General features: G+C 42.4%; 16 protein-coding genes, 1 pseudogene and 1 other annotated feature. Of the genes and pseudogenes, 15 read left to right on the top strand and 2 right to left on the bottom strand.

Translation table 11 applies throughout. The annotated features are described in order from the left end of the window. Positions 1-148: 148 nt before the first annotated feature. The 6 genes and pseudogenes from ACTFWY_RS04770 to dat all read left to right on the top strand — a co-directional run bounded on the left by ACTFWY_RS04770 (position 149) and on the right by dat (position 6,032). Entirely contained in the window at positions 149-2,047 is a 1,899-nt protein-coding gene (locus ACTFWY_RS04770; RefSeq protein ID WP_311811117.1) for an endonuclease MutS2, read from the top strand. 156 nt (positions 2,048-2,203) lie between these two features. Continuing rightward, positions 2,204-2,623 (top strand): annotated as a pseudogene (locus ACTFWY_RS04765) (GNAT family N-acetyltransferase); the annotation flags it as partial. A 159-nt stretch (positions 2,624-2,782) separates the two neighbouring features. Next, the gene (locus ACTFWY_RS04760) at positions 2,783-3,211 is read left to right on the top strand and encodes a GNAT family N-acetyltransferase (protein ID WP_060814369.1); all 429 of its coding nucleotides are present in this window, start codon (positions 2,783-2,785) and stop codon (positions 3,209-3,211) included. Positions 3,212-3,612: 401 nt separating this feature from the next. Beyond that, positions 3,613-4,716, top strand: coding sequence for an AI-2E family transporter (locus tag ACTFWY_RS04755; protein WP_311811116.1), 1,104 nt, complete (start codon positions 3,613-3,615; stop codon positions 4,714-4,716). After that, positions 4,703-5,158 carry a GNAT family N-acetyltransferase gene (locus ACTFWY_RS04750; RefSeq protein ID WP_060814349.1) on the top strand — a complete coding sequence of 152 codons (456 nt, stop codon included), beginning with the start codon at positions 4,703-4,705 and terminating at the stop codon, positions 5,156-5,158. The genes ACTFWY_RS04755 and ACTFWY_RS04750 overlap by 14 nt, the downstream gene beginning before the upstream one ends. Before the next feature lie 28 nt (positions 5,159-5,186). Then, positions 5,187-6,032, top strand: coding sequence for a D-amino-acid transaminase (gene dat, locus ACTFWY_RS04745; RefSeq protein WP_003126719.1), 846 nt, complete (start codon positions 5,187-5,189; stop codon positions 6,030-6,032). Positions 6,033-6,252: 220 nt separating this feature from the next. Here dat and ACTFWY_RS04740 read toward each other — a convergent pair whose 3' ends face one another. Together ACTFWY_RS04740 and ACTFWY_RS04735 are read right to left on the bottom strand one after the other, a co-directional pair. Continuing rightward, positions 6,253-6,426 (bottom strand): hypothetical protein, encoded by a 174-nt coding sequence (locus ACTFWY_RS04740; RefSeq protein WP_003126717.1) that lies wholly within the window; start codon positions 6,424-6,426, stop codon positions 6,253-6,255. Beyond that, positions 6,423-7,082, bottom strand: a complete 660-nt coding sequence (locus tag ACTFWY_RS04735; protein ID WP_311811115.1) for an NAD(P)H-dependent oxidoreductase — start codon at positions 7,080-7,082, stop codon at positions 6,423-6,425. Before ACTFWY_RS04735 ends, ACTFWY_RS04740 begins: the two co-directional genes overlap by 4 nt. Before the next feature lie 190 nt (positions 7,083-7,272). After that, positions 7,273-7,324: a sequence feature (sodium ion sensor (DUF1646 type); this cis-regulatory element may regulate processes involved in with the transportation of sodium ions), on the top strand. A gap of 116 nt (positions 7,325-7,440) precedes the next feature. Here ACTFWY_RS04735 and ACTFWY_RS04730 point away from each other — a divergent pair. The 9 genes from ACTFWY_RS04730 to ACTFWY_RS04690 are packed head-to-tail and all read left to right on the top strand — an operon-like array spanning position 7,441 to position 15,872. After that, entirely contained in the window at positions 7,441-7,773 is a 333-nt protein-coding gene (locus ACTFWY_RS04730) for a hypothetical protein (RefSeq protein WP_439926626.1), read from the top strand. After that, a complete protein-coding gene (locus ACTFWY_RS04725) occupies positions 7,751-9,718 on the top strand; it encodes a V-type ATP synthase subunit I (protein WP_060814346.1) in 1,968 nt (655 codons plus the stop codon). The genes ACTFWY_RS04730 and ACTFWY_RS04725 overlap by 23 nt, the downstream gene beginning before the upstream one ends. Then, positions 9,711-10,181 (top strand): V-type ATP synthase subunit K, encoded by a 471-nt coding sequence (locus ACTFWY_RS04720; protein ID WP_003126713.1) that lies wholly within the window; start codon positions 9,711-9,713, stop codon positions 10,179-10,181. The genes ACTFWY_RS04725 and ACTFWY_RS04720 overlap by 8 nt, the downstream gene beginning before the upstream one ends. 15 nt (positions 10,182-10,196) lie before the next feature. Continuing rightward, entirely contained in the window at positions 10,197-10,790 is a 594-nt protein-coding gene (locus tag ACTFWY_RS04715) for a V-type ATP synthase subunit E family protein (RefSeq protein ID WP_005473267.1), read from the top strand. A gap of 3 nt (positions 10,791-10,793) precedes the next feature. Beyond that, the gene (locus ACTFWY_RS04710) at positions 10,794-11,774 is read left to right on the top strand and encodes a V-type ATPase subunit (RefSeq protein WP_060814345.1); all 981 of its coding nucleotides are present in this window, start codon (positions 10,794-10,796) and stop codon (positions 11,772-11,774) included. Further along, positions 11,764-12,075, top strand: a complete 312-nt coding sequence (locus ACTFWY_RS04705; RefSeq protein WP_060814344.1) for a V-type ATP synthase subunit F — start codon at positions 11,764-11,766, stop codon at positions 12,073-12,075. The genes ACTFWY_RS04710 and ACTFWY_RS04705 overlap by 11 nt, the downstream gene beginning before the upstream one ends. A gap of 15 nt (positions 12,076-12,090) precedes the next feature. Then, positions 12,091-13,878: a V-type ATP synthase subunit A gene (locus tag ACTFWY_RS04700; protein ID WP_311811114.1), complete on the top strand. Its 1,788-nt coding sequence runs from the start codon at positions 12,091-12,093 to the stop codon at positions 13,876-13,878. Next, entirely contained in the window at positions 13,862-15,262 is a 1,401-nt protein-coding gene (locus ACTFWY_RS04695) for a V-type ATP synthase subunit B (RefSeq protein WP_005473263.1), read from the top strand. Before ACTFWY_RS04700 ends, ACTFWY_RS04695 begins: the two co-directional genes overlap by 17 nt. Further along, positions 15,243-15,872 (top strand): V-type ATP synthase subunit D, encoded by a 630-nt coding sequence (locus tag ACTFWY_RS04690; protein ID WP_005473260.1) that lies wholly within the window; start codon positions 15,243-15,245, stop codon positions 15,870-15,872. Before ACTFWY_RS04695 ends, ACTFWY_RS04690 begins: the two co-directional genes overlap by 20 nt. Positions 15,873-15,902: the final 30 nt, after the last annotated feature.

The following is a 15,902-nucleotide window of genomic DNA, read 5'->3' as shown; positions in this document are numbered from 1 at the left end:
AAACAATACTAAGTTTATTTGTTGTGCCTGCAGATACCGATCAAAATCGTTATTGATAAAAACAGGTGATGGGGAACTGTCACCTTTTTTGTACACTTTTTTTGAACGTGGAGGAGAGACGTTTCACGGGCACAAGAAAGGACCTCATATGAATATCCCACAAGAAACTGAATTTGACACAATTAAAACAACTGTTAGTCAACGAATCCTTAGTGATTATGGCAAGCAACGATTTGCCGAACAACAACCGGCCTCTTCTATTCATTCCGCTAGAAAAAGACTAGCGGAAACACAAGAAGCAATGGCCCTCTTAGGCTCTGGGCAACAAGTGCCATTCATGGGCCTGTCTGATATTCTGCATCATACGACAAAAATTGAAAAAGGCTTGATTTTAGAGCCGAGAGAATTGATCGATTATGGAGACTTTTTACGGTCTTTTCGATTGATCCGTCAGATGTTTGAAAAAAACCAGTGGCAGACACCGCGGCTTACTGGCTATGCGCAAGGATTAACGGACTTTTCAGACACCGCACAAACAATTTTTGACAAAATCCGAAATGGCCGGATTGACACCGATGCAAGTCGTGAACTTAGGAAAGTCCGGGGACAAATAGCCAAGCATGAAGCAGAATTGAAAAAAGTCTTTTCAAAGTTTTTGCAAGATCCACGACTATTACAAGATGCACGAATCATTCAAAAAAATGATCGCTACACACTACCTGTGCGCTCCGAATTTCAACATCAGATCAAAGGGCAGATTATTGAACGCTCCAATAAACGGGCAACAGTTTTCATTGAACCAGAAGCAGCGATTCGCTTGAACGATCGCTTGATAATGGCCAAAGCAGAGGAGACTGCCGAGGAGTATCAAATTTTAGCTGGATTGACTGGACTGCTTGCAGAAAACTTAACAGAGATTTTTACCTGTCTGGATGTATTGGTTGAATTGGACATCATCTTTGCTCGAGCAAAATACTGTCGTGAAATTCATGGTGTTCCGCTAGAAATCAATGAAGCAGAAGTAATCGACTTACAGGAAGTTCGACACCCATTGTTAGGAGCAGCAGCAGTTCCTCTGTCATTACAACTTGGTTACGATGCTCGCTGTCTGGTGATCACAGGTCCCAATGCCGGTGGGAAGACAGTGGTGTTAAAAACTGTGGCACTGGTTTGTGTGATGGCGCACTATGGTCTCTTTCCTTCACATGCTGGGGGAAGTCAGGTTCCATTTTTGAAAAATCTGTGGATGGATATTGGGGATCAACAAAGTTTAGCGAACGCATTAAGTACCTTTTCGGGACATATGAACAACATTGCCCAAATCGTCAAGCATGCTTCACGGCAAAGCATCGTATTGCTGGATGAGATCGGCAGCGGAACAGAGCCAAATGAAGGAGCTGCTTTAGCGATTGCGATCATGGAAGCCATCTATCATTCAGGTGCGCTTTTGATCGCTACTACCCACTATGGGGAAATCAAACAGTTTGCTATTGATCATCAAGATTTCCATACGGCTGCAATGGCTTTTGATCCAGAAACATTGACACCTAAATATCGGCTGCTTTCTGATGCTGTGGGTACCAGTAATGCCTTTTGGATCGCAGAAAAGATGTCAGTCTCTAAAGAAATCGTTGCTAAAGCACAACGATACTTAGAAACGAAACAGTATCCAACGGAAAAAGCAGTATTTAAAGGCATCCAGAAAGAACGACAGCAAGTATCCGTGGCTACTTTAAAAAAAGGCGATCGCATCTCTTACACAGAGACAAATCAAACGGGCTTGTTTTATGCTTATTTAGAAAGCAATCAAGCACAGATTTTGCTGGATGAATCATTGGTTATCGTTCCCACTAGAAGAGTCAAGCTTCTGATGTCTAGAGAAGAATTATATCCAGCAGGGTATGACCTGGAGAGTCTGTTCCATTCATTTGCAGAACGGAAATTTAACCGAGATATCGACCGTGGATCGAAGAAAGCGCAAAAGAAATTAAGAAAACAAGCACAGGAAAGGCAAGCATTTGCGAAAGGCGACGGCGCGCAAACGTAATTGATCGCAGGAAATAAGCTAGCGAAGATAACTTTCAGTAAAAATTAAGCTATTTTGCAACAATACGCAAGTGTTTCCAATAATGGTAGAAATAGCGCTAGAAATGCAATAAATATATAGGATGCTCACAGCAAAGGTCCGAAAGAGGGGAAAGAGATGATAGAAACAACGCGTTTAATTTTAAGACATTGGCAGAATTCTGATGCCAAAGAGTTGTTTGAGTTGGCAAAAGATCCTGCTATCGGCCCAAGAGCCGGCTGGTCGCCGCATCAATCTGTGGCAGAAAGCGAAACAATTATTACGGATGTTTTTAACACGAATGAAACGACTTATGCTATTTGTCTGAAAGATGGCACGCCGATTGGTAGTATTGGTATTATGCCAATCAGCAAAGAATTTATGCTCCCGCCTGCAGTTGAAGTAGGCTACTGGATCGGGAAAGCTTACTGGGGACAAGGCTATACAGTGGAGGCGTTGACTGCGATCCTTGCTGATCAGTTTGCCAGGGAACCGAAGCTAACGGTTTGGGCAGGCTATTATGATGGTAATGAACAATCTTGGCGCGTCCAACAGAAATGCGGTTTTGTCTATCAGTTAACTCAAACAGTCGAGGTTCCTCTGTTAAATGAACAAAGAAAAGAACACTTTACTAGCCTCACGTATAACCAATGGCTAGCTGTCTCAGAGAACGGCCAAGGAACAGCAATTCAACAGAAAGAAAACAATTCATCAACGATTCACTATAGCAAACACCTTCCAGAGGACCCACAACAAGTCCTTTCGTTGTATCAAGATGCTGGCTGGTCCTTGTATATTCGCGAACCAGAAGTCTTGTGGGCAGCACTTCAGCAATCCCACGTGATCACTGCTTGGCAGCAAGAGCGCTTAGTTGGTTTGGTGCGAGGAATAACGGATCAGCAAACGATTTTGTATATCCAAGATTTACTCGTATTGAAAGAATTCCAGCGGCAGGGAATCGGGCAAACGTTACTAAAAAAAATAGTAGGAGACTACCCGAAAATTCGTCAAAAAATTTTATTAACTGACGATACGAAAAAAACGCGGGCTTTCTACGAAGCTTGCGGGTTCCAAACAGTGGAGAAAAGTCATGCGGTCGCCTTTTTATATGCCGCTAACAAAGTTAGTGAAGGTCTATCTTCCTAACAAATAATAGGAAAAGAAGTAGGAAAGTAAACAGGGAAGTAAGTAGGTAAATAAGTAAGAAAAGAAGTAGGAAAAACTAGTGGCATAAGTCTTAACCACGAAGACACACTCGATCACTAAAGAAGCCGTCCTCTGGATGTCGTCTTATAATGGCTGATCTTGACTGTTGTGATCGAAGGTTTATCAGACTGATGCCACTTTTTTTTGATCGTAGCAAGGACTTGTCTCTAGCAAACCTCTTGTTTCATTTTTCTAGCGGGAACATAGAAAACGTCAAATTTAATAACATTAATGAAATAATTTTATTGAAATTTTGTTTTTGTGACAAAAAAATCGGTTAAGACATAGTGAATATGCTAAACTAGTAATGATTGTTTAACAAAAAAACAGGAGGTTTTTCTTTGGAGCTATTAAAAAAGTCGAAATTATTTGCAGTACTTGTGTTTATTTGTTTGGTGGGACTAGGCATATGGATCTATTCAAATATTCTGTTTGTCTTCCGCCCGCTAGAAGCCATTTTTGCTAGTGTCTTTTTACCCGTTTTGATTTCTGTATTTATTTTTTATATCTTTTTGCCTTTTTTCAATTTGATCAAAAAAAGGAGCAGCAATCAACATCTCGCTCTTTATGTCACATTGCTTCTGATCCTCTTTGCTGCTTATTTAATCATTCAGGTGATCGGTCCGGCACTGATTAACGAAATGGCACGTTTTATCAATCAGATTCCTTACATCATCAACAGAATCATTGACAATATCGATCATTCTTCTTTTGAGGAATTATTTGGTCCACTGTTAGATTCATTGGATATCAACCAAATCAGTAATCTCGCTGCTCAGTTTATCACTGGGGCTACGAATAGTCTGACAAGTTTGGTAGCAATCGTCTCTCATTCAGCGATTGTTTTGTTCACGATTCCGTTGCTATTGGTTTATATGTTTAAAGATGGACATAAGGTTCCTGATCTTTTGGTCTCGAAAGCACCAAAAAAATTTCGCTCTCTTATTCTGCAGTTGTGTCAAGATTTTCATCAAGCTGCTTCAGCATATATTAGCGGAAAGCTACTTGTCTGTTTGTATGTTGGCGTCTTCAGCTATCTAATCTTTACATTTTTAGGCTTGCAAAATGCCTTGTTACTAGGCTTAATCTGTGGTGTTCTAGATATCATTCCGTATTTTGGTCCTTTTATCGGCGCGGCACCAGCATTCTTGTTTGCTCTGAGTCAAGATATGAAAACAGCAGTCTTGTTAGTTATTGGCATTACGATCATTCAATTTGGCGAGTCGTATGTTGTTTCACCAATCGTCATGAATAAAGTGCTGCATATCCATCCTATCATTGCCGTCTTCTTATTATTGATCGCCGGGAATTTATTAGGATTTGTAGGAATGATCGTTGCGCTGCCGGTCTATTCGATCGTGATGGCCATGGCAGGAACTTTGACCCGCTATTATCAACAGCAAAAACATGTAAAGCAAAAAGGAAAAGAAAATGAAAATCGTTGAATATGCAGGGGACAAAGAAGATTTTGTACTAGCAAAAATAATACGGACCTCTTTTGATGCAGATACCGCCTGCCATTTGGGGGCAGACAAACGAGACGGTCCATCTGGCTATCATAATGGAGAATTATTGAAACGAGTGAAGCAAGATCCAGATCTCAGTCTTTACCTGCTGCAAGAAAATGGCATTATTGGTTTGATTGTGGCAAATCCTAGTAAACACCAGATTTGCTTCTTTTGTCTCGACCCTGATTTTATTGGTAAAGGGGTTGGGACTCTTGCTTGGCAATTATTTGAAAAACGATTTCCCGTCGATTACTGGATACTAGAAACACCAGCATATTCCCTTAGAAACCAGCGCTTTTACGAAAAAAATGGCTTTAAAAAAATTGGTGAAAAATGGTATAGTAAAGACCTATCCTATATCTACCAAAAAAAATTTTGATAAAATCGCAAAGTGAGGGAAGGCTATCATGAAAGTCTTATGGAATGAAGAGATCGTTGATCGACAAGAGGTTCAAATCGATATCGAAGACCGCGGCTACCAGTATGGAGACGGAATCTACGAAGTTATTCGCATTTATCAAGGAAAAATGTTCATGGCCGAAGAGCACTTGCAGCGACTAGAGAACAGTGCCGCTAAAATAAAAATGACATTGCCTTATGAAACCACCATTCTCAAAGACAGATTACGTTCATTGATCGACATTGAGGGAATCACTGACGGAGAAGTGTATTTGCAAGTGACAAGAGGGGTTTTAAGTCCGCGAAATCATGTTTTTCCTCCTCAAGGGACGATAAAAAGTGTCCTTACTGCAAATGTTATTCCATTCCATCGTCCAGTGGACATGCAGCGTAATGGTCTTCAAGCCACATTAATCCCTGACCAGCGTTGGCTTCATTGTGACATCAAATCATTAAGCCTTTTGGGGAATCTGCTCTCTTTAGAGGAGGCTCGGTCCAATGGTTATGATGAAGCACTACTGCATCGAGAGGGCTTTTTTACGGAAGCCTCCGCTTCAAATTTATGGTTTGTTTCCAAAGGAACGGTGTATACGCATCCGGATGGCAATCTGGTTTTACCTGGGATCACAAAAATGAAAGTTTTAAGCTTGTGTCAGGAATTGAAGCTACCAGTTAAGGAAGAAGCCGTTGCGATTGATCGATTAGCAGAATTTGATGAGTGTTTTATTACCAATTCTGTCTGGGAAATCGTGCCAATTGTTGGTATCGATGGTCATCCGGTGGGAACTGGACAGCTAGGAGCTGTGACTGCTAAACTACAACAAGCGTATATTGAAGCAACAAAAAAGAACTGACTCCAAACAATACACCCACCTGAGATAGAAATCCCCCTAAGAGTTAGCTGACTAGCGACCTCTTAGGGGGATTTCACCATTTAGTAGATGTTAGTTGAAATAGGAATCAGAGACGTGCTAGCAGAACACTTAGTTTTTTCAAGTTTCTGTTTCATTCAGCCACGTCGTTTACTGGGCTTAGCAATCAATTGTTGGGCGTTTCATGTTGTCAAAAATGGTCTTACCAGTCTTGGGGATTCCATAATTTACTGTCCAACTCGCCTTGCTTCAGTTGAATTCGTGTTTGTTGTTGTGTCAAAAGCACTTCTAATTCTTGCAAGAAGGCTTTCTCATGATAATTGAGTGTCTCCGCGGTTTGTTCTTCAATCAAGGAGTGGATCCATGCCTCATTCATTCGTAAGCCTCCATTTCAGCAAGAGCTTCATCTAATTCAAGTAAGGTTTCCTGATTTTGGATAAGTTGATCGAGAAGAGGAGCGAGTTTTGGATTTTCAGCTGTCAGTGCTTCTAGTCTTTGAATAAACCACTGTTGTTTGGCAGCAAATGAAAAGGGGGCTTCCATTGTCAGCAGCTGCTGATAGTCGATCACAAATCGCCGTTTCTCTTTTTCTGTTTTATACATCAACTGATCGAGAACGAGAACCGGTAAGATGGTCATTTGGTATTTTTGTGCCATTAAGGTTAGAGGTCGCAAAATTTCAGAAAAACTGGCTCCTTCTTTTCTACCTAGTTGAAATTCTTTGGCTGCAACGCCTGTAGAAAGCGCAAAGCCGATTTCTTTATTTAATAAGTAGGGTTTGGCTGCCTCCCAAACCGTATCGATCCAACATTTCATTTTTGCAGGAACTTGGTACCAATAAAGGGGGAACTGGAAAATCAGACGATCGATCGTTTGCAATCGTTCTAACTCAATCTCTAAATCAAAATCCCCCTCAACTTTGTCAAGCATATGAACACTGACATTAGGCATCTTGGCACTTTCGCTAAAAAAACGTTGAGATAAAGAGTCGTCATAGGACGGATGACTGGCAATAACTAATGTTCTAATCATAAAGAAAATCAATCCTTTCCCTATAGATGTAACATAATTCTGGCAAAAACGGAACTACTCTGCTTTTAAATTAGAAGGATAAATGTGAGAGAGGCTAAAGTCATTATTGGTTCAGTGAAATCTTTACTGACTTGAATCGTCCGTCTTTTTTTGCTATACTGTTTAGTGAATTGAATAGAAGACAGACAAAGGTTGAGCATTTCGATGCTTCAAGGATCACGTTCTCCAAGGGGTGAGGAGAACATTCTTGAAGGCGTGCCGATCTTTTTTTTGAAGGCATACTTCTTTACGAGGTATGCCTTTTTTGTGTCTATTTTTCAATTGTCTTGTTTACTTTGACAATAGGAGGGATATTTTGATGGAAGAGGCACTGAAACGCCTGCAAGAGGCAGAAGCCTATAATCAACAGCAGATGCAGCAATTGCAACGAGCGCTGTCTGATTACGAAGAAGAGAAGCAGGAGGAACTACAACAGCGTGTACTTGAATTGAGAGCAGCATGTCTGCGTGAACAGTCCGCACTTGAACAACAATTACAACAAACGTTGCAAAAAACGACGGAACAGATCGAAGTAGAGAAACAACAGTTTATTGCAGATCTCCAAGAAAATGTTCGTCGCTGTCAAGAACAAGTGGTCGATCAGATCGTTGAAGGAGTGATCCAAACTTATGGCAGTCACGAAACTAAGTAAGCTGACCTTGATCGCCCCCGAAACCCATCAAGAGCGGTTATTGAAAAAACTGCAAAGCTTACAGATGGTTGAGATTGAAGATGTCTTTGAAAATGCAGAAAATCAACCATGGCTCAAAGAATTTTTTGCTGATTATCAACAAGAGACAGCGACTAGCTACGCAGAGACGCTTCGCAGGATCCAAGAAGCAATCTTGTTCATTCGGCGACAAGGCGGAAGCGGCAAAATACGAGAGTGGCAACGCCAATCTTTACAACTGCCTGCATTTGAAGACTCCTTTCAAGAGCAAACTGTCTTGACGCTTGTCGAACAAATTGAAGAGTTGCAGTTGCAATGGCAAAAAAATCATGAAGCGATGCAAGCCGCTTCTCAATCAGAAACCTGGGGAATGGAATGGCAAAACCTGGATGTTTCTCTCGAAGAAAAAGAGTTGGCATTTGCCACTTTCTTTTGTGGCAGTGTTGAAAGTTCTCATTGGGAAGCCATATCAGCGACCCTCAAACAACTTGATGCTGTTTACCTGGAAATGATTTATTCGGATACAAAAAAGACAAATTTCAGTTGTCTTTACCCGAAGAAGCTTTCTGCAGAAGTTGAGAATGTTTTTCAGCGATATAGTGTAAAAAAAGAAAATACGGACAGTCTGAAAAAACCAAAAGTGCTGTTGCACGAGGCCCAGGCAAAACTGCGAGAACTAGCGGATCAGCGAAAACAGCTGGCAAATCAGATTGGCACGTATAAAACTAAGATTGCTTGTTTGCAGCAAGCAGAAGAATATTTTTTGACAAAAGAACAACGAAAAATGGTACGAAAACGATTGGTCACTGGCAAACATCATACTGTTTTGAGAGGCTGGGTCGCGCAACAAGATCAACAGACTCTTGAAAAAGAGCTGGCAGATTCTTTTAACGGCGAAGTCTATTGCTCATTCAATGAACCTACCTTAGAAGAATTGACTGCGAATCAAGTTCCAGTCAAATTGCAAAACGCTTCGTTTATCAGACCATTTGAAATGTTGACGGAAATGTATAGTTTGCCTAAATATGATGAGATCGACCCAACGCCTTGGATGACACCTTTTTATTATGTCTTCTTTGGGATGATGGTTGCTGATTTGGGCTATGGCGGATTGATGGCACTGGTGACCACTATCGGCCTGCACTTTTTCCGTTTACCTAAAGGGACGAAACGGTTTATGAAGCTGTTTCAAACATTATCCGTTCCTACGATGATTTGGGGATTGATCTATGGCTCGTTTTTCGGAGCGACTTTGCCATTTCATTTGTTATCGCCAGCGAAAGACTTTATGGCTATTTTTGGATTATCCATGATTTTTGGAGGAATCCAATTGTTTACAGGTCTTTATTTGGCCGCGAAGGAAAATATTCGCAAGAAAGATTTTTTAGCAGCTGTCAATCAAGGCTTTTCTTGGCAAGGCTTGCTGGCGGGACTTTTGGTTGCTGCTGCCGGAAATTGGCTCTTTACCGCCCCAGCACTCGTCACATTAGGATTGATTATAGCAGGACTTAGCGGGCTGCTGATCGTGATTGTGCCGATCATTAAAGGAAAGTCCAAAGTTGGCGGTTTTTTCATGGGGATCTATGATCTCTATGGGGTAACAAGCTATATTGGCGATTTTGTCAGCTATAGTCGTTTGATGGCGTTAGGGATCTCTGGCGGCAGTATCGCCGCTGCCTTTAATTTATTAGTGGGCTATATGCCGCCGGTAGCACGATTTTCTGTTGGGATCATCCTGTTAGTGATCTTACAGGCGCTAAATATCTTTTTGTCATTACTAAGTGCTTACGTGCATGCAGCGCGTTTACAATATGTAGAATTTTTTGGCAAATTCTTTACAGGTGGCGGCCGGGCGTTCGATACCTTTAAGCCGAGTGAAAAATATGTCGATTTTGAAAAAGAAAACGGAGGAAAGAAAGATGATTGATTACTTGATTAATAACAACGGTGGAATGGTATTTGCGATTATAGGAATGGGAATCGCAACGATTTTTTCTGGAATTGGTTCAGCAAAGGGTGTTGGAATGACAGGGGAAGCAGCTGCGGCGTTGACAACGAATCAACCTGAGAAATTTGGGCAGGCACTGATTCTACAGTTACTGCCAGGAACCCAAGGTTTGTATGGTTTTGTGATTGCCTTTATGATCTACGGCAGTTTGGCAGCAGAGATGTCGACGGTGACCGGAATGGCCTATTTGATGGCTTCATTGCCGGTAGCTTTTACCGGATTGTTCTCTGGGATCGCACAAGGAAGAGTGGCCGCATCAGGGATTCAAATCTTAGCTAAAAAACCGGAACACTTTTTCAAAGGAGTTATGTTCTCAGTCATGGTGGAAATGTACGCGATCTTAGGCTTCGTTATTTCTTTCCTACTATTAGGGTCCATTTAAAGGAGGCGACAAGCAATGGAGGCAATGGATGCCATCGACAAAATGATTGCTGAACTAGATCGGGAAGCAAAAGAAAAACGGCAAGTAATCGAAACGGACACTAAAACAAGGATCGATGCCGATTTTGCAGCTGCCTGGTCCCAAAAAGAACTAGAAATCAAGCGCCATTCAGTAGAAGCAAAAAAACAAATCGAAAAAAACTATCAGCAAGACATGAATCGGCGAATAAAAGCAGCCAAACAAGAAGGGATTAAACAAGCTCATAAAGAACTGGAGACATTATTCGCGGCAGCTTATCAAAAAATGAATGGATTGGCGCCTGATACAGTCCAACATCTGGCGGAAAATACATTAATGCAATTACCCGTTTCGGGAGAAGTAATCTTTCGTTGTGGACAGCAACAGTCAGCAAGTTTGACAAAAGATTGGTTGACTGCTGTCAATCAAAGGTTGCCTTATCTTGCAAGGATGGGCAAACCATTGGAGCAAGCAGGGTTTATAGTAGAAGACAATGGCGTTTTCTACAATTTCACCTACCAAGCTTTACTAGAAGAATACAAAAATGAAACGAGAGAACATTGGCTGAAAGTGATCCAAAAAGGAGGGTAAGCTATGGCGAGCTATCATCAATTGAATCCACTGATTCGGATCAAAGAGACAACCTTGCTTCAAATGCAAGATTGGCAGCAGCTGATTGCAGCAGAGTCTATGGATCAAGTAATGGCAATCTTGCAGCAAACGAATTATCAACGTTATCTGGGCGCTGATTTTTCCGAAAAATTTGAGGGGTATCTGGATCAAGAAATGCTGACAACCATACAAGAATTAGCAGAAAACGTTCCAGATCCTGATGTGCTTCATTTGATCATGCTGCCGTATACCTTTCATAATTTGAAGGTATTGACCAAAGAAGATGTAACAGGGAGAGATTATAGCAATTTACTGATCGAAGATGGATTCTATACGATCGATGAACTAAGAAATGCCATCCAAACAGGATCTTCGGAAAGTATACCGTCTAAAGTCATTGAAACGATCCAAGCAGTAAGGGAATACTTAGAAGGTTCTGCTGTTTTGCAAGGGATCGATATTATTTACGATCGCCGCTTTTTACATGAGCAACGACGCCTAGCCGAAAAAATAAATATTCCAGCACTGACACATGCGGTGATCACAGGAATCGACCTTACGAATATCACGATTGCTGCACGTTGTTTGCTGCAAAAAAGATCAAAAAGTTTTATGGCGGCTGTTTTAGTCAGTGTGGGAAGTATTCCCAAAGAAGATTATCTCGCTTTTGCGGAAACCTCTTTCACTGACTATCTCGCCTTTTTGAAACAAACTGGCTATCAAGAAGCGCTACTGCCGCTATTACAAGAGACCACGATCGATTTTGCTGCATTGGCACTGGTGAAAGATGACTTAGTTACTCAGCAGTTCGTAGCTGCTGAAGCGTTGGGACCAATGCCATTACTCGCGTTTTTAAATGCCAAAACATTGGAGATTCAGAACTTGCGGCTGATTTTGGTAGGAAAGCGCAGTGGCTTCACAGAAGAAGAACTGAGAGAGAGGATGAGGTACTATGGCAGCTAAGATTGGTGTGATCGGCAGCAAAGAATCCGTGTTACCTTTTCAGCTGTTTGGCTTTCAAGTGTGTTACGCAATCGCAAAAGCGGAAGTGACTCGTGCCTTTCAGTGCTTAGTGAAAGAAGAGTATGCGGTGATTTACGTAACAGAAAAATGTGCGGCATTGATTCCAGAAGAAATTGCCAAATACCAACAGCAAGTTTCACCAGCGATCATTTTGATCCCAGATTACGATGGATCCCAAGGGGTAGGGCTGAAAATGATCCAGGAAAATGTCGAAAAAGCCGTTGGGCAAAACATACTATAGAATGGAGCTGATGTTGTGGAAACAGGAACAATAATTAAAGTGTCAGGTCCGTTAGTTTTAGCAAAAGATATGGGCCATGCAAGTTTAGAAGATATTTGTTATGTCGGTGATCTGGGGGTTGTTGGAGAAATCATCGAGATGAGAGGAACGATCGCTTCGATCCAAGTTTATGAAGAAACGTCAGGTATCGGACCAGGAGAACCCGTCCGAACAACAGGAGAACCGCTGTCTGTTGAGTTAGCACCGGGAATTATGTCTCAAATGTTCGACGGGATTCAACGGCCATTAGAAACATTTATGGAGCTGACCCAAAGTAACTTTTTGAAACGAGGGGTCCAGCTGCCTGCATTGGATCATGAGAAAAAATGGACCTTTGAACCGACCGTTGCGGTGGGAACGGAAGTTACTCCAGGAATGGTTATCGGGGTCGTCCAAGAGACGCCATTGCTCCTCCACAAAATTATGGTGCCTAATGGCGTTACAGGACGGGTCAAAGAAGTTTTTGCTGGTGATTTTACGATTGATGAAACGGTTTATATTCTTGAGACACCAAAAGGAGAACGCTCCTTTTCGATGTTGCAAAAATGGCCCGTACGGCACAGTCGTCCAGTCAAACAGAAATTAAATCCGGTAGAGCCAATGATCACTGGGCAGCGAGTGATCGACACTTTCTTTCCAATCGCAAAAGGGGGAGCCTCTGCGGTCCCTGGCCCCTTCGGTGCGGGAAAAACAGTGGTCCAACATCAAATTGCTAAATGGGCAGATGTGGACTTAGTGGTCTATGTAGGCTGCGGAGAACGGGGCAATGAAATGACGGATGTCATGAATGAATTTCCGGAACTGATTGATCCACGAAGTGGCGAATCCTTGATGGCTCGTACTGTACTGATCGCGAACACTTCCAATATGCCGGTTGCCGCTCGGGAAGCTTCTATCTATACCGGAATCACGATTGCGGAGTATTTCAGAGACATGGGGTATTCTGTAGCGATTATGGCCGATTCCACATCTCGTTGGGCGGAAGCGTTGCGAGAAATGTCCGGTCGCTTGGAAGAGATGCCAGGTGATGAAGGCTATCCTGCCTATTTGGGCAGTCGCTTAGCCGAGTATTACGAACGATCCGGTAAAGTGATTTGTTTAGGCTCGGAACAAGAAGGGAGCATCACTGCCATTAGTGCAGTATCTCCATCTGGAGGGGACATCTCCGAACCTGTCACGCAAAACACCCTGCGAGTGGTGAAAGTTTTCTGGGGGCTGGATGCCACGTTAGCTCAAAAAAGGCACTTTCCCTCTATCGATTGGCTAAAAAGCTATTCCCTGTATGAGAATGAAATGGGCGCTTATCTGGATCGTCAGTTGCAAGTGGATTGGTCGAAAAATGTGACTACGGCTATGCGGATGCTGCAAAAAGAAGCTGAACTTTCTGAAATTGTGCGTCTAGTTGGGATTGATGCCTTATCGGATAAAGATCAACTACTGTTAGAGATCACGAAGTCATTGCGAGAAGATTTTTTACAACAAAATGCCTTTGATGCTGTTGATACTTTCACTTCTCGAGAAAAACAATTTGAAATGCTGCAGACCATCTTACTGTTTCATGACGAAGGTCAAAAAGCTTTAGAATTAGGCGCCTATTTGACAGAAATCTATCAGGGAACAGAACGTCTGCGAGATAAAATCGCTCGCATGAAATATCTTCCGGAAGATGATTTAGAAGGAATCCGCAAATTGGAAAGCGAGATAAAAGATACGATGAAAGAAATCTTGCAGAAAGGAGATCGTACGGATGATCAAAGAATATAAAACGATCGGGGAAGTTGTCGGTCCTTTGATGGCGGTCGATCGTGTCTCAGGAGTGAAATATGAAGAGCTGATCGAAGTACGTCTGCAAAATGGTGAAATTCGTCAAGGTCAAGTCTTAGAAATTCAAGAAGATAAAGCACTGGTGCAAATCTTTGAAGGTACTGGCGGAATCAATTTACGAGAATCCAGTGTGCGCTTCCTCGGACATCCGTTAGAGCTAGGTGTTTCTGAAGAAATGATTGGCCGGGTTTTTGATGGGTTAGGACGAGTCAAAGATGGTGGTTCAGAAATCATTGCTGAGAAACGAATGGACATCAATGGGGAAGTAATCAACCCGATGGCTCGAGATTACCCAGATGAATTTATTCAAACTGGCATCTCTTCTATCGATCACTTGAATACGCTTGTTCGCGGTCAAAAATTACCGATTTTTTCTGGTTCTGGTCTGCCGCATAAAGAATTAGCTTCTCAAATCGCTCGTCAAGCGCAAGTGCTCGACACAGAGGACGACTTTGCGGTTGTTTTTGCAGGTATCGGGATTACGTTTGAAGAAGCAGAATATTTCATGGAAGATTTTCGCCAAACCGGAGCGATTGATCGGTCTGTTGTCTTTATGAATTTGGCAAATGATCCGGCAATTGAGCGAATTGCTACGCCGCGAATGGCTCTCACAGCTGCCGAATATTTAGCTTATGAAAAAGGGATGCATGTCTTAGTTATCATGACGGATATGACCAACTACTGTGAAGCGTTGCGGGAAATATCAGCTGCCCGTCGTGAGGTACCTGGGCGCCGAGGCTATCCTGGTTACCTCTATACGAATCTTTCCACATTATACGAGCGAGCTGGCCGCTTACGGGGAGTGAAAGGGTCGGTGACCCAAATCCCTATATTGACGATGCCAGAAGATGACAAGACCCATCCTATTCCTGACTTGACTGGTTATATCACAGAAGGTCAAATCATTCTTTCAAGAGAGTTATACAAAAACGGCATCCAGCCGCCGATTGATGTCTTGCCTTCTCTTTCTCGGCTGAAGGACAAGGGAACAGGTGAAGGCAAAACTCGTAAAGATCATGCATCAACGATGAATCAACTCTTCTCTGCTTATGCGCAAGGGAAACAAGCCAAAGAACTCGCAGTCGTTTTAGGGGAGTCAGCACTATCTGATGTCGATAAAATCTATGCCAAGTTTGCGGAACGCTTTGAGAATGAATACCTGGATCAAGGTTATCAAACAAATCGGTCCATTGAAGAAACGTTGGATCTTGGGTGGGAACTGTTGGCGATGCTGCCGAAAGTAGAATTGAAACGGATCAGCGATGCGTTACTAGAGGCGTTTTTACCACAAGGAGAGGATGCAGATGAGCAGACAAACCGTTAATCCAACTCGCATGGAACTAAGCCGCCTCAGCAAACAGTTGACGACTGCCAAAAGAGGTCATAAACTGTTAAAAGACAAACAAGATGAGTTGATGCGTCAGTTCATCGAACTGATCAAACAAAACAATCTTTTGCGTAAAGAAGTAGAAACACAATTACATCGTGCCATGAAGGCTTTTCGCCTAGCCAATGCCACGATCAATGAAAAGTACATTGAAGAAATGTTCATCTTGCCAGCAACAGAAGTTTCTCTTGATGTCTCAACCAAGAATATCATGAGTGTGGAAGTGCCTGTGATGCAATTCGACTATGATGATGTGGTGATGCAGGCACCGATCGAGTATGGGTTTGTGAACTCGAATGTTCCTTTGGATCTGGCAATGGGACGTTTCACCGATGTCTTGCCTAAACTATTGTCTTTGACAGAGATCGAAAAGACCTGTCAATTGCTGGCGGATGAGATAGAACGAACACGCCGCCGGGTCAATGCGCTAGAATATTTGACGATACCAGAATTGGAAGAGACGATCTATGGGATCAAAATGCGTCTTGAGGAAAATGAACGCGCCAATGTTACTCGGATGATCAAGGTAAAAAATAAAACAAAGTGAATGCCGCGTCAGTCGAAAATCTGCTTGGCA

It is taken from the genome of Enterococcus sp. 125944 (assembly GCF_051909435.1).
Lineage (GTDB): Bacteria > Bacillota > Bacilli > Lactobacillales > Enterococcaceae > Enterococcus_D > Enterococcus_D gallinarum.
Note: the sequence above shows the minus strand (reverse complement) of the source record. Positions and strands in the feature narration are given on the sequence as shown.

Bases quoted from the DNA above. Each gene is read 5' to 3' on its own strand.
- ACTFWY_RS04770 (WP_311811117.1), top strand. From the start codon at position 149: ATGAATATCCCACAAGAAACTGAATTTGACACAATTAAAACAACTGTT.
- ACTFWY_RS04750 (WP_060814349.1), top strand. From the start codon at position 4,703: ATGAAAATCGTTGAATATGCAGGGGACAAAGAAGATTTTGTACTAGCA.
- dat (WP_003126719.1), top strand. From the start codon at position 5,187: ATGAAAGTCTTATGGAATGAAGAGATCGTTGATCGACAAGAGGTTCAA.
- ACTFWY_RS04740 (WP_003126717.1), bottom strand. From the start codon at position 6,426: ATGAATGAGGCATGGATCCACTCCTTGATTGAAGAACAAACCGCGGAG.
- ACTFWY_RS04735 (WP_311811115.1), bottom strand. From the start codon at position 7,082: ATGATTAGAACATTAGTTATTGCCAGTCATCCGTCCTATGACGACTCT.
- ACTFWY_RS04730 (WP_439926626.1), top strand. From the start codon at position 7,441: ATGGAAGAGGCACTGAAACGCCTGCAAGAGGCAGAAGCCTATAATCAA.
- ACTFWY_RS04725 (WP_060814346.1), top strand. From the start codon at position 7,751: ATGGCAGTCACGAAACTAAGTAAGCTGACCTTGATCGCCCCCGAAACC.
- ACTFWY_RS04720 (WP_003126713.1), top strand. From the start codon at position 9,711: ATGATTGATTACTTGATTAATAACAACGGTGGAATGGTATTTGCGATT.
- ACTFWY_RS04715 (WP_005473267.1), top strand. From the start codon at position 10,197: ATGGAGGCAATGGATGCCATCGACAAAATGATTGCTGAACTAGATCGG.
- ACTFWY_RS04710 (WP_060814345.1), top strand. From the start codon at position 10,794: ATGGCGAGCTATCATCAATTGAATCCACTGATTCGGATCAAAGAGACA.
- ACTFWY_RS04705 (WP_060814344.1), top strand. From the start codon at position 11,764: ATGGCAGCTAAGATTGGTGTGATCGGCAGCAAAGAATCCGTGTTACCT.
- ACTFWY_RS04695 (WP_005473263.1), top strand. From the start codon at position 13,862: ATGATCAAAGAATATAAAACGATCGGGGAAGTTGTCGGTCCTTTGATG.
- ACTFWY_RS04690 (WP_005473260.1), top strand. From the start codon at position 15,243: ATGAGCAGACAAACCGTTAATCCAACTCGCATGGAACTAAGCCGCCTC.